Genomic DNA, 25,698 nt, shown 5'->3' on the forward strand with positions numbered 1-25,698 from the left:
GGGTTCACTCCTGTTTCAGCGCAGCAGCGTCCAGCGCCTGTTTCAGCACCGCGTTGTCACCAATATGGTTGGCCAGCACCAGCACCAGCCGTGCGTTCAACGCGTCGCTGTCGGGTTTTTCCAACCCTTCATGTGCCGCCAGAAGGTCGGCATAGAAATCGTCGGCATGGGTCAGATTAGGTGAGAGGATCAGATCGGTCATATCGCTTACTCCTTGCCTGTGGCGCGGCGGACCGCGTGCCGGAAGGCGTTTTCTTCGTAGGTATCGCGCCGTGCGGCGACATGCTGATCGGGCCGGATCAGATAGACCGCGCCCGAAGCATCGCCCAGATAACGGCGTTTCAGCGTCAGGGTGGGGTCGTCCTTGACCGACAGGGCCAGACGCTTGACGGTGATGCCGTCGACCTCAATCTCATCGGGCGCATCGGCATCGATGGTCAGCAGCGTGAACTGACCGGCCAGCCGGGGCAGCAGGAACGCGTCGCCCAAAGGCGCATCAGGGCAGGGCGCGCCGGGTCGGCTCTGCGCCGGCCCGTTCAACGCATCGGCAGAGTTCAGGGGCGAGCCGTCGTAGACGCAAGGCACGCTCAGCCGCCCGGAATTCACCAGTGGGCGGGCGAAATCGTAATGCTCACTAAGGTCCAGCACCGCGTCGCGGAAAACGCGCGACATGGCTGATTTTGGTGTGATGAAATCTGTCGACCGGGTCGAGTTCAGAATGTTCTCGTCCGCGCCGTGGATACGTTCGGAATTATAGCTGTCGAGCAGCGATTCAGGCGCTTTGCCGTCAATCACCAGTTTCAGCTTCCAGCACAGGTTGTCGGTGTCCTGCACGCCCGAATTCGCACCACGCGCGCCGAACGGGCTGACCTGATGGGCGCTGTCACCGGCAAAGAGCACCCGGCCATGGCGGAACTGCTCCATCCGGCGGCATTGGAAGGTGTAGATGCTGACCCATTCCAGCTCGAACTGAACGTCTTCGCCCAGCATCGCCTTGAGGCGCGGGATGACGTTTTCGGGACGTTTCTCGCGTTCCTTGTCGATGTCCCAACCCAGTTGCAGATCGATGCGCCAGACCCCGTCAGGCTGCTTATGCAGCAGCGCCGATTGTCCCTTGTTGAAGGGAGGATCAAACCAGAACCAGCGTTCCGAAGGGAAGTCGGCCTCCATCACCACATCGGCGATCAGGAAGTTGTCTTCGAACACGCGGCCCACGAAATCCTTGCCCAGCATCGCCCGCATGGGTGAGCCTGCACCGTCGCAGGCGATCACCCAATCGGCCTCGATCGTGTAAGAACCCTCTGGCGTTTCCACCTCAAGCTTGACGTGATCGGGGTGGGTGCCCACGGCCTCGACCTTGTTGCGGCCGCGGATTTCGATGGGCGCGCCCTGTTCCTGCAACTCGCGCACGCGGTCGACCAGAAACTGTTCGAAATAGTATTGCTGCAGGTTGATGAAGGCGGGGCGCTGATCGCCGCTGTCGGGTTGCAGGTTGAATTCGTAAACCTTGCGCTCGTCGAAGAACACCTTGCCCGTGTTCCAAAGGACACCCTTGTCCACCATTGCCTGTCCGCAGCCCAGCCGATCAAGGATTTCCAGCGGACGTTTGGCAAAACAGATGGCGCGGCTGCCGAAGCTGACCTTGTCATTGTCGTCCAGCACCAGCACCTCGACCCCTTGCTGGGCCAGATCGATGGCGGCGGCCAGCCCCACGGGGCCGGCACCGACAACGATGACCTTATGGCGCACCGGCGCCGGCGCGGATTGATCCGGGCTGGCCTCGTAGGCGTAAAGTGGAACTTCGAAAATCTTGTTCACGGTCTCTCTCCCAGTTCTGGCGCGGCGGGCGCACCTCATCCGTTCTCCGGCGCGGCACGCCGGAGGAGCTGTCTTATGGTTTCACCGTCAAATCCGGGCCGCCACGATCTGGATCAAATCCGGCCCGGAATTCTCAGCCCTGCAGGGCCTCCCACATCTCCAGATCGCGCTGGGCGGTCCAGATACGGGGCGTGTCGATGCCGCGCGCCTCGTCATAGGCGCGGGCGACGTTGAACGGCAGGCAGTGTTCGTAGATCGCGTAGTCGGCGAATTTCGGATCACATTCTGCGCGCACGGCGTCCCATGCTTCTTTCAGGCTGCCACCCCGAGCGGCCACTTTGGCCGCCGGGCGATAGGTGCTTTCGACGAAATCGCGGGTGTTTTCGATGGCCGCGTTGACCATGTCTTTGCCGACCAGAGCGTCCCCACGCCCCGGCGCGATGGCGTCGACGTCGAACCACTTGATTTCGTCCAGCGTGTCGCCCCAGTCGCTGAAATGCCCGTCGCCGCAATAGCAGGCCGAGTGGTATTCGACGATATCGCCGGTGAACATGACGTTCTGATCGGGTACATGGATGACAATATCGCCGGCCGTGTGTGCGCGACCCAGATGCATCAGGTCAATCCGGCGGTTGCCCAGATAAACAGTCATGGTATCGCTGAAGGTGGTGGTGGGCCAGGTCAAGCCGGGGATGCTCTCATGCCCTTCGAACAGGCGCGGGAAGCGTTGGAATTCGCTGTCCCAGTCTTCCTGACCACGCTCGACCACCATGGCACGGGCCATGTCGGACATCAGGATCTGTTGCGCGCCAAAAGCGCTGGCGCCCAAAACGCGTACCGCGTGGTAATGGGTCAGCGCCACATGAGTGATCGGTTTATCGGTCACTGAGCGCACGCATTCGATCACCTTGTTGGCCAGACGCGGGGTGGCCTGCGCCTCGACAATCATCACACTGTCATCGCCGATGATCACGCCCGAGTTCGGGTCGCCCTCGGCGGTGAATGCGTAAAGCCCTTCGCCCACCTCGGTGAACGAGATTTTCTTTTCCGACATGTCCCCCTGGGACGCGAATGCCTTGGCCATATCAGTTATTTCCCTTCTGGACAGAGACCCGCCTTGATGGTCTTGTCGCCTCATGTTTGAACGTCGATTTTTGCCTTACTGGGCAACCGCTTGTGTTGTCATAGCCTGTACCATCATCCTGCTGTGGATGGGGCGCGAGCCGATTTGCAAATGTGGTTTCATCAAACTGTGGCATGGTGAAACCTTCAGTTCCGAAAGCTCTCAGCATCTGACGGACTGGTACACCCCCAGCCATATCATTCATGGCTTCCTGTTTTACGGCCTTCTGTGGCTGGTGGCGCGGCGCCTTGCTGTAGGCTGGCGGTTGTTCATCGCCACCCTGATCGAAGTCGCGTGGGAGATTTCCGAGAACACCGATGCCGTGATCGAGCATTATCGCGCCGTGACGATCTCGCTGGATTATTACGGCGACAGTGTCGTCAACTCGATTGCCGATATTGGCGCGATGATGCTGGGGTTCTGGTTGGCCCGCGGCCTGCCGATCTGGGCGACGGTTGCCATCGCATTGGCGTTCGAGGTTCTGACCACCACGCTGATCCGTGACGGGCTTACGCTGAACGTGCTGATGCTTCTCTACCCAATCGAAGCCGTAAAGGACTGGCAGAGCGCGCTCTGAGGATATGGGCTGCAGCTGCATCAGCCCCTCGCAAACGGGTCTTCGAGTGCCGGTAGAAGCGTACCGGTACAATCGCCGAACCCGATCTTGTAGCCGTCACCCTGGGCCGCGCCGGTCAGGGTCAGGGTGTCGCCATCCTCGATGAAGCTGCGCGTTTCGCCGGTGTCCAGCGTCATAGGTTCCTTCCCGCCCCAGCTCAGTTCCAGCAGCGAGCCGCGTTCGGGTTTGGTTGGCCCCGAGATGGTGCCGGATCCCAGCAGATCGCCGGTATTCATTGGGCAGCCCGAAGTCGTGTGATGCGCCAGCTGCTGCGCCGCCGAATAATACATCTGGTTGTAGTTGGTTCGCGCAATGGTCGTGGCCGCCTTGCCTTCGGGAGCCATGGTGACGGACAGGTCAATGTCATAGAGCATCGGGCCGCAGTCTTTCAGGTGCTCCAGCAGTTCAAACTCGCGCGCTGGCGTGTCGCAACGGAAGGGTTCCAGCGCGGTTTTGGTGACGATCCACGGACTGACCGAAGTTGCGGTGGCTTTGGCCTGAAACGGGCCCAGCGGCTGGTATTCCCATGCCTGAATATCGCGCGCAGACCAGTCGTTCAGCAGGACATAGCCAAAGATGTTATCATCCGCCTCCTGCACTGAAATCGGGCCATCAGACGGTGTGCCAACGATGGCGCCCATCTCAAGCTCGATATCAAAGCGGCGGGAGGGCAGGAAAGCAGGCAGGTCCTGATCGGGGGATTTGAGCTGACCCCAGGGGCGACGAATGTCGGTGCCCGAGACGACTACGGACGACGCACGCCCGTTGTATCCGATAGGAATATGCAGCCAGTTCGGCGGCAGCGCATTCTCAGGCCCGCGGAACATGGTGCCGACATTGAAGGCATGGTTCCGGCCTGCGTAGAAATCGGTGTATTCGCTGACGGCAAAGGGCATGTGCATCTGCGCCGTGTTCTGAGGGATCAGCAGCGCCTCGATCTTGTGCTGCGCGTCCGAGCCCTCGGCCAGCAGCGCGGTCAGGCGTTCGCGCAGGGCGGCCCAGACGGCGGGGCCTTCCTCCATCAGCGGGTTCCAGAAGGGCAGGTCAAAAAGCGGTTCGTCCGACAATGCGATTAGCCCGTCGGCCTCGGCGGCAGTGATGTCGAATATCATGTCGCCGATGGCCACGCCGCAGCGGGGCTCGGTGGTTTCGGTCGAGAACACGCCATAGGGCAGGTTGTTCAGCGGAAACGGGTGGTCGGCGGAATTGGCCGATGCGACCCAGGATTTCATCAAAGGCATTTTTTCTCCAGACCTTTGTCAGGGGCCAAGATTTCTCGTCGAAAAATCTATGACTTCAGGCGATGTTCATTTTTTGCCGGGGGTTCCGTCGAACTTCTTTTCGATATCGCTCCAGCAATCGATATAGTCATCCTGCAACGGCGCTTCGGTGGCTGCAAATGCCGTCAGGTGCTGCGGGAAACGGGTTTCGAACATGAAGGACATCGTGTTCTCCAACTTGTCCGGGCCGAGGTTCGAGTTCGACGCTTTCTCAAAGGCTTCCTTGTCCGGCCCGTGCGGGATCATCATGTTGTGCAGGCTCATACCGCCGGGGACAAAGCCCTGCGGTTTGGCGTCATACTGACCGTAAATGTTGCCCATCAGCTCGGACATGATGTTCTTGTGGTACCAGGGCGGGCGGAACGTGTCCTCCATCACCATCCAGCGCTCGCGGAACAGAACAAAGTCGATATTCGCCGTACCCGGCTGGCCCGAAGGCGCAGTCAGGACGGTAAAGATCGACGGGTCGGGATGGTCGAACAGGATCGCGCCGACCGGGCAGTATGTGCGCAGGTCGTATTTGTAAGGCGTGTAGTTGCCATGCCAGGCGACCACATCCAGCGGGCTGTGGCCAATCTTCGTCGTATGGAACTGGCCGCACCATTTTATCGTTACCGTCGAAGGCACCTCGCGGTCTTCAAAGGCTGCTACCGGAGCCTTGAAGTCACGCGGGTTGGCCATGCAATTGGCACCGATCGGCCCGCGCCCGGGCAGTTCGAATTTCTGCCCGTAGTTTTCGCAGACGAAACCGCGCGCGGGGCCTTCCAATACCTCAACCCTATAAAGCAGCCCGCGCGGGATGATGGCGATTTCCTTGGGTTCCAGATCAATGATGCCCATTTCGGTGGCAAAGCGCAGGCGGCCTTCCTGCGGCACCACCAGCAGTTCGGAATCGGCTGAGAAGAAATAATCATCCACCATCGATTCAGTGACCAGATAGATATGGCTGGCCATGCCGACCTGAGTGTTGACGTCTCCGGCCGTGGTCATGGTGCGCATTCCGGTCAGCCAGGTCAGGCCTTCATCTGAATGCGGCACCGGATCCCAACGGTACTGGCCCAGCGAAATCACGTCCGGATCGACACATGGGGCCGATTTCCAGTAGGGCAGGTCGATTTTCTCATAGCGATGCGAATGTTTCACCGAAGGGCGGATGCGATAGCACCATGTGCGTTCGGGCGGGTTAGCGGTGAAGGCGGTGCCGCTCAGCTGTTCGCCGTAAAGGCCATAGTTGCATTTTTGCGGGCTGTTCATCCCTTGCGGCAGTGCGCCAGGCAGGGCCTCGGTTTCAAAATCGTTTCCAAAGCCGGGCATATAGCCGGGATGGGTGCCAACAGGGGTGCTGGCCTGGGTCATTTCATGCGGGTCGGTGGGGCGATTCATCAGACGCTCCTTCAAGTTGCTGCTTGTCGGATAATAGTTGATTTTGTAACTAACAAGGATGACACAGCAGAATAATGCCGAAAAAGATGAGTTTGATTTGCGAAATTTCCTGCCGTTTCTGTTGAATCAAGCGGCCGAGGAAAGCTCGTTGGAGTTTCAGCGCGTCTACAAGAATCGCTATGGAATGTTGCGCACCGAATGGCGGGTGCTGTTTCACCTTGGCAATTATGGTGAAATGACCGCCAAAGAGATCGGGCTGCGCGCCAAAATCCATAAAACCAAGATCAGCCGGGCGGTGCGCAGGCTGGAACAGCGGCGTTATCTGCAACGCTTGCGGGATGAGACGGACCGCCGGTCCGAGCAGCTATCGCTGACACATTCAGGTCAGGCGGTGTATCGTGAACTGCGCGAGATTGCGCGCGACTATGACGCGAAACTGGCGGCGCGCTTTACGACGGGCGAGGCGGCGCTCTTGCGGATGATGCTGCGCCGTCTGGCCGGGATGGATTGACGCACTGGTAATTTGATGCAGCCGCGCCCAGATCAACAGCTGAACGGACACAGGAAGGTGAAATGACAGCCACGGACCCCAACGCGGCGAAATCCCATGCTCTGATCGACTGGCTTGTGACACGCGGCCTTGAAGGGGCGGACAAAGAAGAGTTGCTGGACGGCTATTGCAATCAACTGGTTGATCTTGGCGTTCCACTGATGCGCTTTCACGCGGCCCAACCGGCGCTGCATCCGGTCTATGGCGGCACCGGCTATAGCTGGTATCAGGGGCGTGGCGGAGATTTCCAGACCTTTGAGTACAGTGAAGAGCCCAGCGAGATCTGGAAGCGCAGCCCGCTTTTCGTGATCCTGAATGATGAGGTCGACGCCCTCCGCGAGCGTTTGGTGGACCAGAATGAGCCCAGCCGCTTTCCTTTGCTGAATGAGCTGCGCGAGCTTGGGGCCACGGATTACTACGCAAGTGGCGTCAGTTTTGATGTACCCTCCCATAGCAGCCCGCGGGATGCCAAAAAGGCCATCGACGGGGTGCTCATGTCCTGGGCCAGCAATGGCCCCGAGGGGTTCTGCGACGATGATCTGGACCTTATCAATACGGCACTGCCGCATCTGGGGCTGGCGTTGAAATCAGCATCGAATGCGCGGGTGTCACAGGATCTGATGCGCGTCTATCTGGGCCGGGATGCCGGGCAGCGCGTCTTGTCGGGTGAAATCCGCCGCGGATCGCTGCAGCAGATCGATGCGGTGATCTGGAATTTTGACCTCGAAGGCTTCACCAGCCTGTCCGAAGAGCTGCCGGGTACCGAAGTGATCGACATGCTGAATGACTACCTCGCCGTGGTGGTGGATGTGGTTCATCAATGCGACGGCAACATCCTGAAATTCATGGGTGATGGTGTCATGGCGATGTTCGATGTGGGCGAGATTGACGCCGACGCCCGCGCCGCGCTGGGCGCCGTGACCCTGTTGCAGGATCGGATGGCCACGTTGAACGAACAGCGCGAATCCAGCGGTCAACCCGTGTCGAACTACACGCTGGCCTTGCATTCGGGCGAGATTCTCTATGGCAATATCGGCTCGGACGCCCGGTTGGATTTCACTGTCATCGGCCCGGCGGTAAACCAGACGGCACGGATTGCCGGAATGCACCGGTCGTTGGGTCAGCGCATTTTGATCTCGGACGACGTCGCGCGTGCTGCGCACCCTTGCGATGCTGATCTGATCTCGGTCGGACGTTACATGCTGCGGGGTGTGCCCGAGCCGAAAGAGTTGTTTACGGTTTTTCGCTCGGCCAAATAGCGTTTGGCGGGCGCATTCCTGATCTGGTCGGGCTTGGCCAATTTTGGCCGGTGCTCAGATGCAGGATGCAAAACGTTCGGGGATCAGATACAATGGGGACTTTCGTTGTTTTGCCCCGGCCCGATTATGTTGGACGTAATACTCAAGCATCAGCTCGATCCGTTCGGCCTGAATATCCGGTGTCAGCTCGACGGGCGGTGGCCCTGCGGTTAACCGCTGTCGTTCGGCGCGGTAGGTGGCGAAAGGGCGGGCCCACGATCCCGCGCCGCCGGTTCCGGTAGCTTTGGACTGGGCTTGATACTCAAGCTGACGCAGGTAGCCGTATTGTCGGGTCAGGTCCCTGTCTGCATAGCGCATGTGAAACAGCCAGAGATTGGGATCTATCACCCAGGGTTCGCCATGAACCCGGTGATGATTGGCGCGCCCAAAATCCTTGTAGAAGGTGTTCGGTTTACAATAACCGGGCGCAACATATCCGAATTTCCGCTGTGACAGAATTGGCTGGTCCAGATCTAGCTTTCCATGATCAGTCCAGTGAAAAACTTCGACGCCAAAGGTGGACCGCACTTTTTCGCCTGCGTGACACGCAGGCAGATAACCACTCAGAGTGGTGTTGAGGGCTGGATCGACGCAAACAAATTCATCAACATCGGTCATCAGCACGGCCTGATAGTCGGCCAGCAGCTTGCGGACCAATCCATGTTTCAGTAGCAGCCGCGATGACTCGAAACGGTGATCATGATGAACCTCAGCTGTTTCAGTCACGCTGCACCCCTCGAAGAGAGCGACCAACTCGCTGTCAACGCCATCAATAATCACAAACAGATCGCTCTTTTTCGCAACCTGTCTGCTGTAGTGGCTGAGCCACAGTTTTGCCCAATGATAATCGCCCTTGATCATTGTCAGGATCGCAAGCGACCGTTTCATCATCGTGCCTGTTTTTTGTTTGTGGCAGGGAGGGGGTGTCAGGTCTTAGAAGTCGATTTCGACCCCCGGCAAGTTCAGCTCTTTCATCATATCTCGCAATTCCTGCCGTGCGGCGATGTTCGAGATATTCAGCTGTTTGACCCCGATATCCTTGAGATCCAGCAAGGTCAGCCCGCGCGGGAACAGTTCACGAAAGATCACCCGTTCGGAAAAGCCCGAGGCGACGCGGAAGCCGATGCGCTGCGACAGCATCTCGATGGCGCGCTGCATCTTTTCCTTGTTGACCATGCGCTGGGTGCCGACCCGGTTGCGCACCACCACCCAATCGATCGGTTTCAGCCCCGCTTGTGCCCGCAACTGGCGCGCGTTCCAGACCATCTCGGAATAGACCGACGGTCCCAGAATTTTTTCGCCCTTGGAATCGATACGTGCGAGCAGATCAAAATCGATGAAACTGTCGTTCAGTGGCGTGATCAGCGTATCGGCCAGAGAGTGCGCCACCTGGCTGAGCCGGGTATGCGAGCCGGGGCAGTCGATCAGGATGAAATCACTGTCGCTTTCCAACTCGGACACCGCAGCCGACAGGCGGTGGTCATAGATGTTCTCGCCGGGTTTCAGCGTACTGGCGTCGATCTCGGGCAGGTCATGGTGGCGCGGGCTGGGCAGGGAATGCTCTGCGCCGTTCAGAAAGTTCAGGCGGTTTTCGAAATAGCGGCCAAGGCTGCGCTGACGCAGGTCCAGATCCAGAGTGCTGACTTTGTGTCCCAGACGCGCCAAAGCGGTCGCTACATGCATCGACACGGTCGATTTGCCTGCGCCGCCCTTTTCATTCCCGACTACGATGATATGTGCCATGCCTGTATTCCCAAGTCCCGCCGTGTTTGCCCACACGTTGTTGTCAGCCACTATATGTTGTGTGTGCGGCGAAGGGAAGGACCCCGGACCCCTGATAAACGCAATATCGGACTCAAAATTGGAAAACCCTGCCGGGGGCGGGGCTTAGCGCGACTGCTTGGCTATCCGACCCTGTTCATCTTGCATTTGTCGACCATTGAGCTTTGGTTCAGGGCATTTCTGGAAATGAGCTGGACGGCGACGCGGGCGATTGTGCGGCTTGGGGATCCCGGGGGCGTGGCCTCAGGCTGTTGCGATTGCCGGTTCGGAAGCCATTGATGAACGGCTGTGTGACCAATATCGGCCTGCCGATCCTCCTGCTGGCGGTGTCCTGCCGGATTTGACACCCTATGCCTGAAGGCAGAAAAATGCTTTAATGCCCAAGCATTAATCTGGTTGCGGACCTTTGCGGTACGCGCCATTGTCCGGGAGGGCGAGGCCATACCGAACATTCAACCCGATGGCGGGTCTGACACGGGCGGCGCGCGCTTGGTGCTGCTGATGACAGCCATCTGCATGATGGTTGTCGGGTTCAACACCACCGCCGTTGCCACCATTCTTCCCAATCTCAAGGCCGAGTTCGATCTGACCCCGTCCGGCCTGCAATGGGTGATGGCAGCCTATACGGTGGCCAGTGCGACGCTTGTGACCATTGTTAGCAGGCTGGGCGATATCACCGGCAAGATGGGCGTTTTCTTCTTTGGGATGATCGTTTTCGCCGCCGGGTCGTCTCTGGCGCTGGTTTCGCGGGATGCGACGATGATCCTGATCGGACGCGGCGCACAGGGGGCAGGGGCCGCCGCGCTGTTCGGCACCTCACTGTCCATCCTGACCGCCGCCACACCCGAGGACCAACGCGCAAGCGTCACCGGTGCCTGGGGCGCGATTGTCGGCCTCGCCATTGGCGTCGGTCCCATCGTCGGCGGTGCTTTCGCACATTACATCAGCTGGAGGGCGGTATTCGCCACCGATCTGGTCTTGCTTTCCATCGCCTTTGTAATCGGTCTGCGGGTCAGCAAACACAAATATGTTCCGGACATGCGTCAGCCGGATGCAAGGTTCGATTATGCCGGGGCCATCGCCATGATCCTGCTTCTGGGTCCACTGTCCTTTGCGCTCAGCAATGGGGAAAGCCGGGGGTGGAGCACGGCCCTTACATTGGTTCCTCTGGCTGTTTCGGCCTGCGCGGTGGGGGCGCTTATCGTGACCTCCCGGCGCAGCAGGGATCCACTGGTCGAGCTGCGATACTTCCGCCACCCCCGCTATTTCATGGCAGCGGCGGGAATGTTCTTTACCGGTTTCACCCTTTTTGCCTTCTTTGTCTATTTCAATGTCTTCGTGCAATCGCCCGACGCCTTCGGATACTCTGCCATTGATGCAGGCAGCGCGATCCTGCCGCTGAGCGCCAGCATGTTCATCGTGTCCGTCACCGCGCCGCGTTTCCTTGCACCCTACAGCTTTCAGTGGCCGGTCGCGCTGGGCATGGGATTCATGGCCTGTGGTTTTCTGCTGCTGATGACGACAACAAACACCACCAGCTATTCCGGGATATGGTGGAAACTGGTCATTGTGGGAGTGGGGCTTGGCATCGGCTTTTCCCTGTTGCCCCGCCTCGGCCTGCGCCTGCTGCCCGAGGAACATGTGGGTCAGGGATCGGGCGTGATCAACGCGTTCCTGTATTTCGGCGCCACTCTGGGAGCGGTGGTCGGCGGGCTTGCCGAATCCATCACCACGCGGCGCGGGCTTTCAGAGGTCATCAATGCCCTGCCCGCAGGATCGACCCAGCGCACCGATCTTGCCCATGCACTGACACACGGCACACCCAGTCAGGTACAGGAACTGATTGCCGGTCTGGACCCTGATACCGGTGCGCAACTGGCCAAGGCGCTGCGCGACCTTCAGGACAATGCGTTTGACAGCGCAATGCTTGTGGCAGCCATTGCCGCGGCGGCCGCGATGGTGCTTGCGCTGATGCTGCTGAAAGGCCCGGTTCCACCCGTTCACAGCGCCGTGGAACTGACAAAGGACTGAGCCGGTGCCGGCTTGGCAAGAACTTAATCACCGTTGAGAAATCCCGCCCCGTGCTGAGTGACTGTTACCGCGAAAGCGTCACTGTCTCTCCATGTTCTGCCGATTGCTGCGCAGCAAGCCCAACGCGCACCGCCCAGAGCCCATCGCGCAGAGAAACATCCGGGGTCGCGCGCTCTGCGCGCACCAGCTCCAGAAAGCCCCGGTGCTGATAGTAGGTTGATCCGTTGTGATCCCCGGCAGCGAGCAGCTTGGGGTCCACCGGGATGTCGCGGGCAATCGGGCCTTTGGGATCGCGCGGACTGACGATCAGTTGCGGTACCGGAGCCTCGCCCAGATGTTCGGGCCAGAAACGGCCGGGCCCGGGGATCAGGGCCTCGACCTTGGCGGCGGGGCCAATGGCACAAATCTCTTCCTGATAGCGCGATCCTTCTGCGAACATACACAGTTCCAGCATTGCCCGCGCGCCCGAGGCGAAGTCGACGATGACATAGCCATTGTCCAGAATATCCGGGGTTTCTCCCGCATAGGTCTCGTCCAAGTGGTTCACCGACTGGCCGCCACTTGCTGAAACGCGTACTGGATCAGATTGCAGGATCAGGCGCATGAGGTCGAAGAAATGGCAGCATTTCTCGACAAAGGTGCCACCGGTGTTGCGGTTGAATCGATTCCAGTCGCCGACTTTCTCAAGGAACGGAAACCGGTGTTCGCGGATCGATAGCATCTTGATACCACCTGTCACCTGCGCCTCGTCGATCAGGGCAGCGATCGGAGGCATATAGCGATATTCCATCGCCACCCAGATCGGGTGCGGGTAGTCGCGCTCCAACGCTTCAAGCCGATCAAGATCGGCAGGATCTGTAAACAGCGGCTTCTCGACCAACAAAGGCAGGGGGCGGGTCGTAGCAATTTCAAACAACTGGTCCACGTGCAGATGATTGGGGCTGGCAATGACCAGACAATCCAAATCAGCAACCGCCAGAAGCTCCTGCAGCGACGCGACCATCCGCGCATCCGGTGCGATGGTCTGCGCCTTTTGCGCCATCTCCGGATCAGGTTCAAAGATGGCGGCGACCTGCGTGCCCTCAAGCAGAGCGATATTGTGCAGATGTTCCTGCCCCATCATGCCGCATCCGATCAGCCCGTAATGGATGGTCCGGGTCATGCGTGTTTCCTTTTACTTCAGGCGTTGGACATAGGTGGCCCGATCCGGATCGAACCACGTCTTTGAGAACTCGACCGGTTCGGGCTTTTCCGACCAGCTGAACCGCTCGATATATCCTGCGATCTGGCCTGCGGGTCTGGTAAAGCCGCGGGGCGTCCAATCGGGCAGGGCGCCGACCGAGACGCGATCCTCGGCCCGGGTGATCCAGAAGCCAAGTTGCTGCTGATAATAGCGATACAGCGAGTCCGAAAGCAGGTTCCGGTCGATCTGACCCGCTGATTCGTCCAGCCATATCTCCTCGACTGCGATGATTGTGTCATTCAGATAGCGCATCCGGCGCACCCGCGATCCGAATTTCGACTGGCCGAATTCCGGCAGATCAGCGGGCTTTTGCAGATGATCGACCGACAGGACATCAGCGCGCGGCAACCCGCCGCCTTCGGGCAACTCCAGCCGGAACATCGCATACACGCTGTTCTGGGTTCCGGTCTCGCGAATGTAGTTGCCCGAGCCCTGAACACGCTCCAACATGCCTTTTTTCTCTAGCTCAGCCAGTGATTTTCGCAGCGTCCCGACAGACACCTGCAACCCGGCAGCCATCTCCCGTTCGGGCGGCAGGCGCTCGCCGTCGATCAGGCGACCTGCCGCGATGTCGCGGATCAGCAGTTCTGAGATCTGGACATAGATCGGCAGGGCGTTGGGGTTTCGGCTGTTGGGGGGCATTTGAGGCGCTTCGTTTGGTCGCAGGAAAAATTGATACACTATTGATCTACATCAATGCGGTTGCTACGCAAGAGAAAAGTAAAAGATGCACGGAGCGTGAATCAAATGACCATCGTCCCCATCACATCCCCCGATCTGGATGCGGCCGAGGTCTCGTGGTTTGCTGCGCTCTGCTCGGACGACTATCAGTTTCTGGGAGTGCCCGAAGGCGATCTGCGATCCAGTTGGGACCACTGTTCCAGCATCGTGAAAGAGGCCGAGGCGCAAGGGTTTCGTAACATCCTGTGCCCGTCCTCTTATCAGGTCGGTCAGGACACGCTGAGCTTCGTGGCGGGCTGTGCGCCAATTACCGAAAAGATCAATCTGCTGGCCGCGGTGCGGTGCGGCGAGATGCAGCCGATCATGCTGGCCCGCACCATCGCGACGCTGGATCACATGCTGAAGGGGCGGTTGACGGTCAACATCATCTCGTCCGATTTTCCGGGCGAAAATGCCGACAGCGCGTTCCGCTATCAACGCTCGCGCGAAGTGGTGGAGATTCTAAAGCAGGCCTGGACGCAGGATGAGATCAATCACGTGGGCGAGGTCTACAACTTCGAGGGACTGACCACCGATCCGGCGCGGCCTTATCAGACCGGTGGGCCGTTGCTCTATTTTGGCGGCTATTCTCCATCCGCCTTGGATCTGTGTGGCGAGCATTGCGATGTTTACCTGATGTGGCCTGAGACCAAGGATCAACTGGCCAATCGGATGAAGGCCGTCCACGCCGTGGCCGAAACCTACAACCGCACTCTGGATTATGGTTTGCGCGTTCACATGATCGTGCGGGACACCGAAGCCGAGGCGCAGGAATATGCGGATTACATCGTCTCGAAACTGGATGACGACTATGGCCGCGCCATTCGCGAACGGGCGCTGGATGCGACCTCGCTTGGTGTGGCGCATCAGACCAAGAACCGCGATCTGGCGGATGAGTACGGCTATGTCGAACCCGGCCTGTGGACCGGTGTTGGACGCGCCCGGTCGGGCTGCGGCGCGGCGCTGGTGGGGTCGACAGATCAGGTCATGACCAAGATCGAAGAATACCAGAAGATGGGCATCCGCGCCTTTATCTTCTCGGGGTACCCGCACGTGGACGAGGCCAGGCATTTCGGTGCCCGCGTGCTGCCCCACCTGAAAACCTGCTCGCTGCCCGAAGCCTATGGGCGCGTGCCCGCAACAACCCCGGCGACCCCGCTGGGCAACGGAGTTCGCCGCTGATGCAACGTGTGAAACTGTCTGACACGCTGGAAATGAGCCGCCTTGTCTATGGCATGTGGCGTCTGGGCGATGACAGCGATACCTCGGCAAGCCATGTCGAGGCCAAGATACAGGCCTGTTTGGATCAGGGCATTACCACCTTCGATCAGGCCGATATCTATGGCGGATACGCGGCCGAGGCGGTTCTGGGCAACGCCCTGCGTGCCAACCCGGGCCTGCGTCAGAAGATGGAGATTGTCACCAAATGTGACATCATCGCCCCGGTCGGGCGCTATGCGGATGCGAAGGTCAAATACTATGACACCTCGCGCGCGCATATCGTGAATTCGGTCGATACGTCTCTGACCGAAATGGCCATCGACCATATCGACCTGCTGCTGATTCACCGCCCGGATCCTCTGATGGACCACCATGAAACCGGCACCGCGCTGGATGAGGTTGTTGCCAGTGGCAAGGTCGGCGCGGTGGGTGTCTCGAACTTCCGTCCGTGGGATTGGACCTTGCTGCAATCGGCGATGAAAACGCCGCTTGTGACCAACCAGGTCGAGATTTCTCTGGGTGAGATCAGCCCGTTTACAAATGGCGATCTGGCCTTTCACCAGCAGCACGGGCATCCCGTAATGGCATGGTCGCCACTGGGGGGCGGGTTGCTGATGGCCGGGAACCCTCCGGTCGGGGTCGTTGCCGATGAAATTGCCGCAGAATTCGGCGTGGATCGTGCCGCCGTGGCCGTGGCCTTTCTGCTGGCGCATCCGGCGCACATCCTGCCGGTGCTGGGCACCAATAATCCGGACCGGATCAAACGCATCTCGGACGCATTGAAGGTCACTCTGGATCCTGAAAGCTGGTATCGCCTTTATGAGGCGGCACTGGGGCATGAGGTGCCGTGATGAATGCAATTTCGCGCGATATGGCCCATACCTTTGTGCCGGGCAAGGACGACACAAGAACTCTGCGCGACGCGTTTGGCCGGTTTGCCACCGGCGTAACTGTCGTGACCTGTGACAGCGATGACGGCCCGATCTGCATCACCGCCAACAGTTTCTCATCCCTGTCGCTGGACCCGGCCCTGATCATGTGGGCGGGGGATCGAAACTCGCGCCGGTTTCCCTATTTCCACAAGGCGCGGCATTTCACGGTTCACGTGTTATCGTCGGAACAGGCCGAGCTGTGCTTTGGCTGTTCCAAAGACGCCCACGCCTTGCGGGACATCCGGCACGAGCGCTGCGCAAACGGCACACCGCTGCTGCCCGATTGTCTGGCCCGGTTCGAGTGCGAACAACACGCTTATCACGACGCGGGTGACCATGTGATCGTCGTGGGCAAAGTCCTGAAGGCCAGCATGAGCGACGGAGACGCGCTGACCTTTTATGCCGGAAAACTCGGCCAATTCGCGAAGACATAAGCGCGTTCTGACGATCGCGGGACAAACCCGCGGCTGAACAAGGGAGGATCCGCATGGGCGGACTGGCATCGGTGCTTGCGCCGATTGCATTCGTGAACGAAGCCGTGCTGCGTCTGGGCCGCGCGGTTGGCATTGTTGCGATTGCTTTGATGGTGATCGCAATTCTGATTCAGGTGTTCTTCCGATACGTTCTGGGCAACGCCCTGCCTTGGCCGGACGAGGCCGCGCGGTTTTGCATGCTCTGGATGACGGGTCTGATGGCCCCGACCGCATTCCGACGCGGAGGGTTTGTCGCCATCGACATGCTGGAACGGTTTCTGCCGCGCCTCATCGGGCAAACGCTCAATCTGTTCCTGCTGCTTATCTCGCTGGCCGTGCTGCTGGTGGCCGTCAATATCGGCTGGTCCGAGGTCACCGGTTTTGGCGGCAAATTCGCCACTGCCGCGCTGTATTTGCCCACTTCTTTCGGGTTCGACGAATGGTTCCGCATACCGCGCAGCTGGATGATGGCCTCGTTGCTAGTGGGTATCGTCCTGCTGATCTCGGTCAATATCGAGCTGATCCTGCGATCCTTCATCACTCTGCTAGGCGGGGGTCATCTTTTGCCCGAAATTCCTGATGCTGCGGTGGGGGCCGAATAGATGCTGATCTGGTTCCTGCCCACCTTCCTGATTTTCCTGCTGATCGGCCTGCCGGTGTTTTTCGCGCTGCTGGCCGCGCCCGGTATCCTGCTGTGGCTGAACGGTCAGACCAACGACATCACGCTGCTGTATCGCAATGTCTATAACGGTATGGACAGCTTCCCGCTGATGGCGATCCCCTTCTTCATGCTGGCCGGAGAGCTGATGAACCGGGGCGGCATAACCATCCGCCTCGTCGAGTTTTCGCAGGCTTTGATGGGCCACCTGCGCGGCGGGCTGGCGCATGTGAACGTGCTAAGCTCGATCCTGTTCGCAGGCCTGTCCGGCTCTGCAGTGGCCGACACCTCGGCGCTTGGCTCGATGCTGATCCCGGCGATGGAGAAGCAGGGCTATACCCGCAAATTCGCCGCCGCGATCACGGCGGCCAGTTCGGTGATCGGGCCTATCATCCCGCCCTCGGGCATCATGATCATTTATGCCTATGTGATGGGCGAAAGCGTCGCCGCCTTGTTCCTGGCGGGCATCGTTCCCGGTGTAATGGTCGGCGTTGGCCTGATGCTGATGATCAAGCTCATGGCCGACCGCTATGACTTTCCCGTTGCCAGCCGCAAATACACATGGCCCGAGCGCAGGCAGGCCAGCCTCAAGGCGTTTTTCCCGCTGATGACGCCGGTGATCATTCTGGGCGGCATTCTGGGCGGTATCTTCACCCCGACCGAGGCGGCGGCCGTGGCCGTGGGTTATGCCTTCATCATCGGCTTCTTTGTCCTGCGCACGCTTACCTTGAAAGAGGTGCCCGAGATCCTCAGCAACGCGGGCATGACCTCGGCGGTGGTGCTGCTGCTGGTCGGGGCCGCGATGGCGTTCAAGACCGTGGTCAGCCTCAGCCACGCGCCGGAACAACTGGCGCAACTGATCCTCAGCCTGTCGGAAAACCCGCTGATCCTGCTGTTCCTGATCAATCTGTTGCTGTTTATCGTCGGCATGTTTTTGGACGCGGGCCCGGCGATCATCATCCTTGGTCCGATCCTTGGCCCGATCTTTACCAGCCTTGGTGTCGACCCGATCCATTTTGCCATAATCATGAGCGTTAACCTGACCGTTGGTCTGGCCACCCCGCCAATGGGGTTGGTCCTGTTCGTGGCCGCCGCCGTCTCGCGGGAACGGGTCGAAACCATTGCCAAGGCGATCCTGCCGTTTCTGGCGGTCGAAATCATCGTGATCTTTCTGATCACCTACATCCCCGCACTATCCATGACGATCCCGAGGATAACGGGATTTGCCAACTGAGTATCACAGGGAGGAAACGCATGCTCAGAGACTTCATCAAATCCGCAGCGGTGGCGACATCGCTGGTGGCCGCGTCCGCCATGGCCGCCACAGCCGCAGATTACACGCTGCGCGCCACCGCCAACTCGAACGAAAATGACGAGGATTATGACGGTCTGGTCGTCTTCAAGAATTATGTCGAGGCCGCATCGAACGGTGCCATCGAGGTTGAGCTGTTCATCGGCACCCAGCTGTGTTCGAACGGCGCGGAATGCCTGCAGGGCGTGGCCGACGGCACCATCGACATCTACATCTCAACCTCGGGCGGTGCGTCAGGCATCTTTCCTTACGTGCAGGTTTTGGATCTGCCCTATCTGATGGCCGACGACCGCATAGCCGAGCATGTGCTGTCGGGTGATTTCACCCGCACCATGCGCGATATGGCGCTTGAGGATTCGGGCGGGGCGATCCGTCTGATGACCATTGGCAACACCGGCGGCTGGCGCAACTTTGCCAACACGCAGCGCCGCATTGCCGAGCCTGCCGATATGGAAGGTCTGAAAATCCGCACCGTGGTCGCCGACCTGCCGCAGGAGCTGGTCAAGGCGCTGGGCGCTTCCCCCACTCCGATCCCGTGGCCGGAACTGTTCACCAGCTTTCAGACCGGTGTGGTTGAAGGATCGAAGAACGGTATCACCGACATTATGGGCATGAAATTCCCCGACGCCGGTCTGCAATATGTCACGCTGGACGGCCATGCCTACATGGGGGCGCTGTGGTGGATGAACAACGCCAAATTCCAGGAAATGCCCGAGGATATGCGCCGCGTCGTAGTCGACGGTTTCTATGCGCTGCAGCAGGCCACCTTTGCCTCGCCCAAGCGCAAGTCGATCCAGGCGTATGAGGATTTCGTCGCTGGTGGCGGTGACCTATATGTGCTGACACCCGATCAGAAGGCCGCGTTCAAAGAGGCCGCAACGCCGGTTTATGACTGGTTCCAGTCCAACGTGGCCCGCGGGGATGAGATATTTGGGGCGCTGACCGATGCGGTTGCAGCGGCTGAGGCGGATGTGAATGCATCCCGCGACGCGGACCTGAACTAAGCTGTTGGGTCGGGCTGAATGGCCCGACCCTCACCGAAACGGGTACATCCACCCTTTGTAGTCGTTGACCAGAATATGCGCCTTTTCGATCTGCTCCGGCGACATCTTCTTGACCACCTCCTCAAGGCTGATCGCCGCATCGGGGTCGCCGCCAATGGCGCTGAGCGTGTACCACATGTAAGCCCGCACCAGATCGGGCGCGGGCATGCCCAGACCCAGCTCATAGTACCAGCCGACGCCAGACTGCGCCCCCGGATGCCCCTTCATCGAGGCGCGCAAATACCATTCGAATGCGCGTTTATAGTCCTGCTCAACCCCAAGGCCCAGCCCATACATCACACCGATCAGTTCCTCGGCCTCGGCATTGCCGGATCGCGCCGCTGGCAGCAGTTCCTCGCGCGCGGCTTCAAACGCGCCGGCCTCCATCAGATCGCGCGCCTGTTCCAACTCAGCCAGCGCCGGGGATGCAAACAGGCAAAGGGCAAATACAAACTGGCGCATGGCGTTGCTTTCCTGTTGGCCGGGACCGCGGGCGCACAGGATTTGCCGCGCCCGCTGACCGATGACGATTTCATCTCCTTTGATATGGAACAGGCCGCTATCGGTCATCAACTGTTTTACGATCCGATCCTGTCGGGCAACCGGAACATTTCTTGCGCCCATTGCCACCACCCGGATTTCGGCACCTCGGACGGGCTGTCGCTGGGCATTGGCGAGGGCGGACAGGGGCTGGGACCAGACCGCACGCCGGGCACCGGAGCGGACAGGATTCGCAAACGCATTCCGCGCAATTCTCCGGGGCTTTGGAACCTCGGGGCCAGGGACATCCATACGGTCTTTCACGATGGCCGTCTGAGCATTTCTGACATCTATGGCAACGGCTTCAATTCACCTGCGCAGGAATGGTTGCCGGACGGGTTGAACTCATTACTGGCCGCACAGGCGCTGTTTCCGCTGACTTCGCAATTTGAGATGGCCGGGAACGTGGCTGAAAATCAGGTCACCGGCGCGGTGCATGACCGTATCGACAAAGGCTGGCCGATCCTTGCCAAACGCGTGCGCACCGATCCGCGCTATGGTCCGGCCATGGTCGAGGCGTTCGACGAAGTCGATACGACCGAAGATATCTCGATCACCCAAATCGCCAATGCGCTGGCTGCTTTCATGGCGTTGGAATGGCGCAGCACCGACAGTCCGTTCGACCAGTATCTGGCCGGGGATCACATGGCCCTGACGCAGCAGCAGAAGGATGGCATGACGCTGTTCTTTGGCACGGCGGGATGCTCGGGCTGTCACTCAGGCCCGTTGTTGTCCGATCAGAAATTCCACGCGCTCGGCCTGCCGCCCTTTGGCCCCGGCAAGACCCGCCAGTGGGACCCCTATGCCCGCGACGTGGGCCGCATGGGCGAAAGCAACCGGCTTGAGGACGCTTATCGCTTTCGCACCCCGATGCTGCGCAACGTGACGGAAACGGCACCCTATGGGCACAACGGTGCCTTTGCAGATCTGGAAGGGATTATTCGGCACCATTTGAACCCATCACGAAGCCTTGCATCCTGGACCCCCGCTATGGCGGCGCTTCCCGATGTGCCGTGGCTGGAGCAGGTGGATTTCATCGTCTGGCAGGACCGGTTCGAGATGGCGCGCCAGCGTCGGAAGATCGATATCGAGCCAGTGGAACTGACCGATACACAGATTGCCGACCTGGTGGCGTTTCTGACATCGCTGAAGGGAACAACGCTCGATGCGCCGCTCTTTGGTGTGCCAGCGGATTTCGCGCCCTAGCCGGACACTTCCCACATTGTCCAATTGAATAGGGCCAGTTCTGCCTCGACACTGGAAATCCTTGGGAAATTTCTTAATGCTCGGTGGCAGCCCGATATGCCGGGGGCTTGACCGGTCCCTGGTGTCACGCCCAGATCACAACCTTGCCGAGTTTGGACATGCAATACCACAACAAGACCTTTGATCAGCTGAACGTAGGCGACACTGCCGAACTGACGCGGACCTGCAATGCGGACGATTTCTATGTGTTCGCTTCGAATTCGGGGAACCACAATCCCCTGCATCTGTCCAAGGAAGACGGCGACGGAGATCTTCTGAACGAAGCCATAGCACCGGATATGTTCGTCGGCACGCTGATCTCGGCAGTGCTGTGCAATACGCTGCCGGGGCCGGGGACATTGTGCAAGTCACAGACGCTCGAGTTCTCGACGCATGCCTTTGCGGGGGACGAGCTGTTGGTCCGCGTTACGGTCATCGAAAAGCGCGAGAACCGCGAAGTGGTTCTGGACACCAAGGTAACCCGGCCACTGGACGGTGCCACCGTCGTCTCCGGTACGGCTGTGGTTGTCGCGCCCGAGCGGCAGCTTTCATTTGGCAAGCTCGATATCCCCGACGTTGTCGTGCATCGGCACCGGCACTTTGATGCGCTTGTGGAACAGTCCCGGCCTCTGGCGGCGATGCCGACGGCTGTGGTTGCACCGGAAGATCCCAATTCGCTGGGCGGTGCCCTGCTGGCCGCGCGTGAATCGATTATCGAGCCGTTTCTGGTTGGTGACCCCGACAAGATTACCACCGCCGCCCGTGAACTCGACGTGCAACTGGGCGATATTCAGATCGTTCCTGCCCAAAGCCATGTCGAAGCGGCCAACAAGGCCGTCGATCTTGTGGCCGACGGACAGGCCAAGGCGCTGATGAAAGGGCATCTGCATACGGACGATTTGCTGCGTGCCGCCATGCGACGTGAACGTGGCCTGCGGGCGGGTCGCCGGTTCACGCATGTCTTTGTCATGGATGTCCCGGGTCAGCCTAAACCCTTGTTGATCACCGACGGAGCCATCAACATCGAGCCAGACCTTGAGACCAAGATCGACATTACCAAGAACGCGATCGATCTGGCGAAATCAATCGGGTTCGAGACGCCGCGGGCCGCTATCCTGTCCGCTGTAGAAACCGTCAACCCGGCGATCCGGTCCTCGATGGATGCTGCGCTTATTGCGAAGATGGCGGAACGGGGACAAATCAAGGGCGGGCTGGTCGATGGCCCTCTGGCTATGGACAATGCCGTCAGCCTTGCTGCCGCACGTACCAAGGGTATCGTTTCGGAGGTCGCGGGGCAGGCGGAAATTCTGGTCGCGCCCAATATTGACGCGGGCAACATGCTGTTCAAGCAGCTCAGCTTTGTTGCCGGTGCCAAGGCGGCAGGCGTGGTGCTTGGTGCGAAGGCGCCGATCATCCTGACCAGCCGTTCGGACGATGACAAATCGCGCCTGGCTTCGTGCGCTGTGGCGGCCCTGCATGCGGCGCGGATGTCGGCACGGGCCTGATGGTTCAGATCGTCACGCTGAATGCGGGTTCGTCCTCGCTCAAGTTCGGGCTGTTCGCCAGAGGTGAGCCTGATCCCGTTCTGATCTGCTCGGGCGAGGTCGAGTGTATCGGCGGCCCTACGGCGCGTATCAGCGCATATATGTCTGATGACAGCGTGGTCGCCGACCAGGATCTGGAAAATGTCCATGATCACGCCGGAGCGCTGGACTTTGTGCTGGACCTGATCCAGCGCCGGTTCCCCTCTGCCGAGGTTGCCGCGGTCGGGCACCGGATCGTTCATGGCGGGCCGGACAATGACAGGCCGATCCTGCTGACGCCGGACAATATGAACCTGCTGGCACAGTATGAACCCTTCGCACCGCTGCACCAGCCGTTCAACTTGAATGGCGTACGCGCCGCGACCGACAGGTTCCCGAACGCCAAACAGATTGCCTGTTTCGATACGGCGTTCCACCGCAATCATCCGTGGGTCAACGACACGTTTGCACTGCCGACCGAGTATTATGACATGGGCGTCCGGCGTTACGGGTTCCACGGCCTGAGTTATGACTACATCTCGGACCACCTCAGGAAAACGGCGCCGCTTATCCACAGCGGGCGGGTCATTGTTGCCCATCTCGGCAATGGTGCGTCCATGTGCGCGATGATGGGCGGTCGCTCGGTCGGGTCGAGCATGGGATTTTCCGCCATCGACGGACTGCCGATGGGGACACGCTGCGGTCAGCTCGATCCGGGTGTTGTCGTGTATCTGATGGATCAGAAAGGCATGAGCGCTGCGGAAATCACTGAATTGTTGTATCGCAAGTCAGGATTGCTGGGGCTTTCGGGACTGACATCGGATATGCGGACATTGGAAGCCTCGGACATGCCGGGCGCGCGCAATGCGATCAACTATTTCACCTTTCGGGCGCGTCGGGAACTGGGCGCACTGGCCGCGGTTTTGGGCGGGCTCGATGCCATCGTGTTCGCTGGCGGGATCGGCGAAAACTCGGCCTTTATCCGCGACCGGATCTGTTCGGACATGGGCTGGCTTGGGATTGAGCTGGATCACGATGCCAATGATGACAACAAGAGAATCATCTCAACCGATATGTCCCGCGTAAAGCTGATGGTCATCCCCACCAACGAAGAATTGGTGATCGCGCGCGCCGCCGCCGATCTGTCGGCCGGGTAGGTCGCAAAACGCACCTGAATGGACGTTATTTTGCTGGGGTTTTCGCAAATAAATGCCGATCTACGGGAAACCCCCAATGTCGTCTCTGAAGTGGATGCGTTAATTCTTTGTTAACCACCGGGCGAGCACGCCCATACCACTCTCACAGATTTCCCCCGAAGAGGGGCTGGCTTCTAACCCCCTTGGCCGGCCCCTCGTCTTTTTTTTGGGGTTATGCCTGGTGGTCTGCCTCCGTCAGAATCTGCTGCACGAGATCCGGCAGGGCTGCGCTGTCGCTGTAGCTCAGCGTATGGTGCATCTCGGCCACCGGCGATTTGCGATAACCCTCGGTGAACAACAGAAACGGTACCCCGGCCCGTTGTGCGGTTTCCGCATCCACCTCGCTGTCGCCCACGAATATCCTGGGGCCGGTATGGGGCAGAGCATCGAAGCTGGCATGCAAGTGAGCCGGGTCTGGTTTGCGGGTGTTCAGGCTGTCTCCGCCAAAGACGGTATCGAAATGTTGTGACAGGTTCAGGGTGTCCAGAACATGGCGCGCGGGTTCTTCGGGTTTGTTGGTGCAGACGCCCAACACACACCCCATCTCGCGCAGCTGGTCCAGCGCCTGGTGAACGCCGGGGTAAGGGGTCGTCAGGTCGCAGGCAGCGGCGTTGTAGTGGTGCAGCGTAAGCTGGGTCAGTTCTGAATGTCGATCCCGGTCCAGCCCGCAATGGTCGATCACCCGCGCGACCAGCTTGGGCAGGCCGTTGCCAACGAAACGCAGGATTGTTTCCTCGGGCAGGGGGGCAATCCCCTGATCGGCCAGCATCCGGTTTGCCGAGTTTGCGATATCGGCGATGCTGTCCACCAGAGTGCCGTCCAAATCAAATACAACTGCCGCTACCATGTTCCTAACCGTCTTTGTTCAATACTGACCCAGACCTATGGCGCAGCGATGACCTGTGCAACAGGTAGGGGTTGAAAATGGGGGATTGACATACCTTACTATTTTTATCAGATTAAGACTCAAGAACAGAAAGCCAACCCAGTTCCGGGTCAGCCAGATTAAGCGAACCACGAATCGACAAGGCAATGTGCCATCAACGCTCTGGAGATGCCCGATGAATATGCAGACCCCCAACCCGACCCAAAGCTATGCCGTTTCAATGCTGCCCGCCCACAAGGCCGAGGATCTGACCAATGGCGGCAACCTGGCCCATATCGAGCTGGGTGATCAGCTTTACACTCTGCGCATCACCCGCGCCGGCAAATTGATCCTGACGAAATGAGCGCACACGCATCGCGCGGCGGTGCCGCCGTGGGTCGGATGTCTGATCTGACCCCGATCGAGGCGGGCGCAGTGATGTATCTGCGCCTGTGGGGGGATGGTGAAAGCGGGCGTGTCAATGCGGCCAGCGATTTTGACATCGCATTGGGCGCGGATCACGGTCGGGCCGCTATGCTGACGCTGGATCGTCTTTGCTCGCTTTGTGCCCATCACGGTCGGCGACCTCTGGTCCGGCATGGGCTGGGTTGCGCCTGTCTTGGGGCGGATGAGAATTGCTTTGCCCAGATGATCGCCGCTGCATCTGAAGGCGCGCGCGAGGATGCGATGATGATGGCGTCATTGATCGTAAGGCCCGATTTCGCCCCCGCATTGGCGTCTTTGTCAGAGGAACTGGGCCTGGCCCTGCGCCGTATGACCGCAACAATCCCCCTGCCGACGACCGGGCATCACCCCCCTAGTTCGGTGCTCCATTGATCGGCATAC

At 59.6% G+C, this 25,698-nt stretch carries 26 protein-coding genes; 15 read left to right on the forward strand and 11 right to left on the reverse strand.

The window, feature by feature from the left end; genetic code table 11:
- Positions 1–4: 4 nt before the first annotated feature.
- From ACR3E4_RS11715 to ACR3E4_RS11725, 3 genes are all read right to left on the reverse strand, one after another.
- Positions 5–202: a DUF2783 domain-containing protein gene (locus ACR3E4_RS11715; RefSeq protein ID WP_480530547.1), complete on the reverse strand. Its 198-nt coding sequence runs from the start codon at positions 200–202 to the stop codon at positions 5–7.
- A 5-nt stretch (positions 203–207) separates the two neighbouring features.
- Positions 208–1,818 carry an FAD-dependent oxidoreductase gene (locus ACR3E4_RS11720; protein ID WP_480530545.1) on the reverse strand — a complete coding sequence of 537 codons (1,611 nt, stop codon included), beginning with the start codon at positions 1,816–1,818 and terminating at the stop codon, positions 208–210.
- Between the two features lie 133 nt (positions 1,819–1,951).
- Positions 1,952–2,902 carry an MBL fold metallo-hydrolase gene (locus tag ACR3E4_RS11725; RefSeq protein ID WP_039541551.1) on the reverse strand — a complete coding sequence of 317 codons (951 nt, stop codon included), beginning with the start codon at positions 2,900–2,902 and terminating at the stop codon, positions 1,952–1,954.
- A gap of 52 nt (positions 2,903–2,954) precedes the next feature.
- Between ACR3E4_RS11725 and ACR3E4_RS11730 the strand changes: the two genes are divergently transcribed.
- Positions 2,955–3,518: a DUF2585 domain-containing protein gene (locus tag ACR3E4_RS11730; protein WP_480530543.1), complete on the forward strand. Its 564-nt coding sequence runs from the start codon at positions 2,955–2,957 to the stop codon at positions 3,516–3,518.
- Positions 3,519–3,538: 20 nt separating this feature from the next.
- Here the strand turns inward: ACR3E4_RS11730 and fahA are convergent, their stop codons facing one another.
- Both fahA and hmgA read right to left on the reverse strand, forming a co-directional pair.
- Complete coding sequence (gene fahA, locus ACR3E4_RS11735) at positions 3,539–4,798, reverse strand: fumarylacetoacetase (RefSeq protein WP_480530541.1); 1,260 nt, start codon at positions 4,796–4,798, stop codon at positions 3,539–3,541.
- Between the two features lie 66 nt (positions 4,799–4,864).
- Positions 4,865–6,220 (reverse strand): homogentisate 1,2-dioxygenase, encoded by a 1,356-nt coding sequence (gene hmgA / locus ACR3E4_RS11740; RefSeq protein ID WP_480530539.1) that lies wholly within the window; start codon positions 6,218–6,220, stop codon positions 4,865–4,867.
- A gap of 58 nt (positions 6,221–6,278) precedes the next feature.
- Between hmgA and ACR3E4_RS11745 the strand changes: the two genes are divergently transcribed.
- Both ACR3E4_RS11745 and ACR3E4_RS11750 read left to right on the forward strand, forming a co-directional pair.
- Positions 6,279–6,731: a MarR family winged helix-turn-helix transcriptional regulator gene (locus ACR3E4_RS11745; protein ID WP_480530537.1), complete on the forward strand. Its 453-nt coding sequence runs from the start codon at positions 6,279–6,281 to the stop codon at positions 6,729–6,731.
- 62 nt (positions 6,732–6,793) lie between these two features.
- Positions 6,794–8,029, forward strand: coding sequence for an adenylate/guanylate cyclase domain-containing protein (locus ACR3E4_RS11750; RefSeq protein WP_480530535.1), 1,236 nt, complete (start codon positions 6,794–6,796; stop codon positions 8,027–8,029).
- Between the two features lie 54 nt (positions 8,030–8,083).
- Here the strand turns inward: ACR3E4_RS11750 and ACR3E4_RS11755 are convergent, their stop codons facing one another.
- Together ACR3E4_RS11755 and ACR3E4_RS11760 are read right to left on the reverse strand one after the other, a co-directional pair.
- The gene (locus tag ACR3E4_RS11755; RefSeq protein ID WP_480530533.1) at positions 8,084–8,929 is read right to left on the reverse strand and encodes a hypothetical protein; all 846 of its coding nucleotides are present in this window, start codon (positions 8,927–8,929) and stop codon (positions 8,084–8,086) included.
- Positions 8,930–9,001: 72 nt separating this feature from the next.
- Entirely contained in the window at positions 9,002–9,811 is an 810-nt protein-coding gene (locus ACR3E4_RS11760) for a division plane positioning ATPase MipZ (protein ID WP_480530531.1), read from the reverse strand.
- A gap of 435 nt (positions 9,812–10,246) precedes the next feature.
- Between ACR3E4_RS11760 and ACR3E4_RS11765 the strand changes: the two genes are divergently transcribed.
- On the forward strand, positions 10,247–11,881 hold the full coding sequence (locus tag ACR3E4_RS11765) for an MFS transporter (RefSeq protein ID WP_480530529.1): 1,635 nt from the start codon (positions 10,247–10,249) through the stop codon (positions 11,879–11,881).
- Between the two features lie 64 nt (positions 11,882–11,945).
- On the opposite strand, the gene ACR3E4_RS11770 is transcribed toward ACR3E4_RS11765, so the two are convergent.
- Positions 11,946–13,043, reverse strand: a complete 1,098-nt coding sequence (locus ACR3E4_RS11770) for a Gfo/Idh/MocA family protein (protein WP_480530527.1) — start codon at positions 13,041–13,043, stop codon at positions 11,946–11,948.
- 12 nt (positions 13,044–13,055) lie between these two features.
- Positions 13,056–13,766 carry a GntR family transcriptional regulator gene (locus tag ACR3E4_RS11775; protein WP_480530525.1) on the reverse strand — a complete coding sequence of 237 codons (711 nt, stop codon included), beginning with the start codon at positions 13,764–13,766 and terminating at the stop codon, positions 13,056–13,058.
- A 105-nt stretch (positions 13,767–13,871) separates the two neighbouring features.
- Between ACR3E4_RS11775 and ACR3E4_RS11780 the strand changes: the two genes are divergently transcribed.
- From ACR3E4_RS11780 to ACR3E4_RS11805, 6 genes are all read left to right on the forward strand, one after another.
- Positions 13,872–15,026 carry an LLM class flavin-dependent oxidoreductase gene (locus ACR3E4_RS11780; RefSeq protein WP_480530523.1) on the forward strand — a complete coding sequence of 385 codons (1,155 nt, stop codon included), beginning with the start codon at positions 13,872–13,874 and terminating at the stop codon, positions 15,024–15,026.
- Positions 15,026–15,916 carry an aldo/keto reductase gene (locus ACR3E4_RS11785; protein ID WP_480530521.1) on the forward strand — a complete coding sequence of 297 codons (891 nt, stop codon included), beginning with the start codon at positions 15,026–15,028 and terminating at the stop codon, positions 15,914–15,916. The genes ACR3E4_RS11780 and ACR3E4_RS11785 overlap by 1 nt, the downstream gene beginning before the upstream one ends.
- The gene (locus tag ACR3E4_RS11790; protein ID WP_480530519.1) at positions 15,916–16,431 is read left to right on the forward strand and encodes a flavin reductase family protein; all 516 of its coding nucleotides are present in this window, start codon (positions 15,916–15,918) and stop codon (positions 16,429–16,431) included. Before ACR3E4_RS11785 ends, ACR3E4_RS11790 begins: the two co-directional genes overlap by 1 nt.
- Positions 16,432–16,484: 53 nt before the next feature.
- The gene (locus ACR3E4_RS11795; protein ID WP_480530517.1) at positions 16,485–17,072 is read left to right on the forward strand and encodes a TRAP transporter small permease; all 588 of its coding nucleotides are present in this window, start codon (positions 16,485–16,487) and stop codon (positions 17,070–17,072) included.
- Complete coding sequence (locus ACR3E4_RS11800) at positions 17,073–18,362, forward strand: TRAP transporter large permease (RefSeq protein WP_480530515.1); 1,290 nt, start codon at positions 17,073–17,075, stop codon at positions 18,360–18,362.
- 80 nt (positions 18,363–18,442) lie between these two features.
- The gene (locus ACR3E4_RS11805) at positions 18,443–19,444 is read left to right on the forward strand and encodes a TRAP transporter substrate-binding protein (RefSeq protein WP_480530602.1); all 1,002 of its coding nucleotides are present in this window, start codon (positions 18,443–18,445) and stop codon (positions 19,442–19,444) included.
- Between the two features lie 30 nt (positions 19,445–19,474).
- Here ACR3E4_RS11805 and ACR3E4_RS11810 read toward each other — a convergent pair whose 3' ends face one another.
- Entirely contained in the window at positions 19,475–19,945 is a 471-nt protein-coding gene (locus ACR3E4_RS11810; protein WP_480530513.1) for a tetratricopeptide repeat protein, read from the reverse strand.
- A 15-nt stretch (positions 19,946–19,960) separates the two neighbouring features.
- Here ACR3E4_RS11810 and ACR3E4_RS11815 point away from each other — a divergent pair, with 15 nt between their 5' ends.
- The 3 genes from ACR3E4_RS11815 (at position 19,961) to ACR3E4_RS11825 (ending at position 23,948) form a co-directional block, all read left to right on the forward strand.
- A complete protein-coding gene (locus ACR3E4_RS11815) occupies positions 19,961–21,229 on the forward strand; it encodes a cytochrome-c peroxidase (protein WP_480530511.1) in 1,269 nt (422 codons plus the stop codon).
- A 158-nt stretch (positions 21,230–21,387) separates the two neighbouring features.
- Positions 21,388–22,773: a bifunctional enoyl-CoA hydratase/phosphate acetyltransferase gene (locus ACR3E4_RS11820; protein ID WP_480530509.1), complete on the forward strand. Its 1,386-nt coding sequence runs from the start codon at positions 21,388–21,390 to the stop codon at positions 22,771–22,773.
- The gene (locus ACR3E4_RS11825) at positions 22,773–23,948 is read left to right on the forward strand and encodes an acetate/propionate family kinase (protein WP_480530506.1); all 1,176 of its coding nucleotides are present in this window, start codon (positions 22,773–22,775) and stop codon (positions 23,946–23,948) included. Before ACR3E4_RS11820 ends, ACR3E4_RS11825 begins: the two co-directional genes overlap by 1 nt.
- A 211-nt stretch (positions 23,949–24,159) precedes the next feature.
- On the opposite strand, the gene gph is transcribed toward ACR3E4_RS11825, so the two are convergent.
- Positions 24,160–24,834: a phosphoglycolate phosphatase gene (gph, locus tag ACR3E4_RS11830; RefSeq protein WP_480530504.1), complete on the reverse strand. Its 675-nt coding sequence runs from the start codon at positions 24,832–24,834 to the stop codon at positions 24,160–24,162.
- A gap of 214 nt (positions 24,835–25,048) precedes the next feature.
- On the opposite strand from gph, the gene hemP reads away from it, so the two are divergent.
- Positions 25,049–25,216: a hemin uptake protein HemP gene (gene hemP / locus ACR3E4_RS11835; RefSeq protein WP_480530502.1), complete on the forward strand. Its 168-nt coding sequence runs from the start codon at positions 25,049–25,051 to the stop codon at positions 25,214–25,216.
- Complete coding sequence (locus ACR3E4_RS11840) at positions 25,213–25,689, forward strand: hypothetical protein (RefSeq protein ID WP_480530500.1); 477 nt, start codon at positions 25,213–25,215, stop codon at positions 25,687–25,689. Before hemP ends, ACR3E4_RS11840 begins: the two co-directional genes overlap by 4 nt.
- The last annotated feature ends 9 nt before the right edge of the window (positions 25,690–25,698 follow it).

This window comes from Ruegeria sp. AP11 (genome assembly GCF_056535865.1).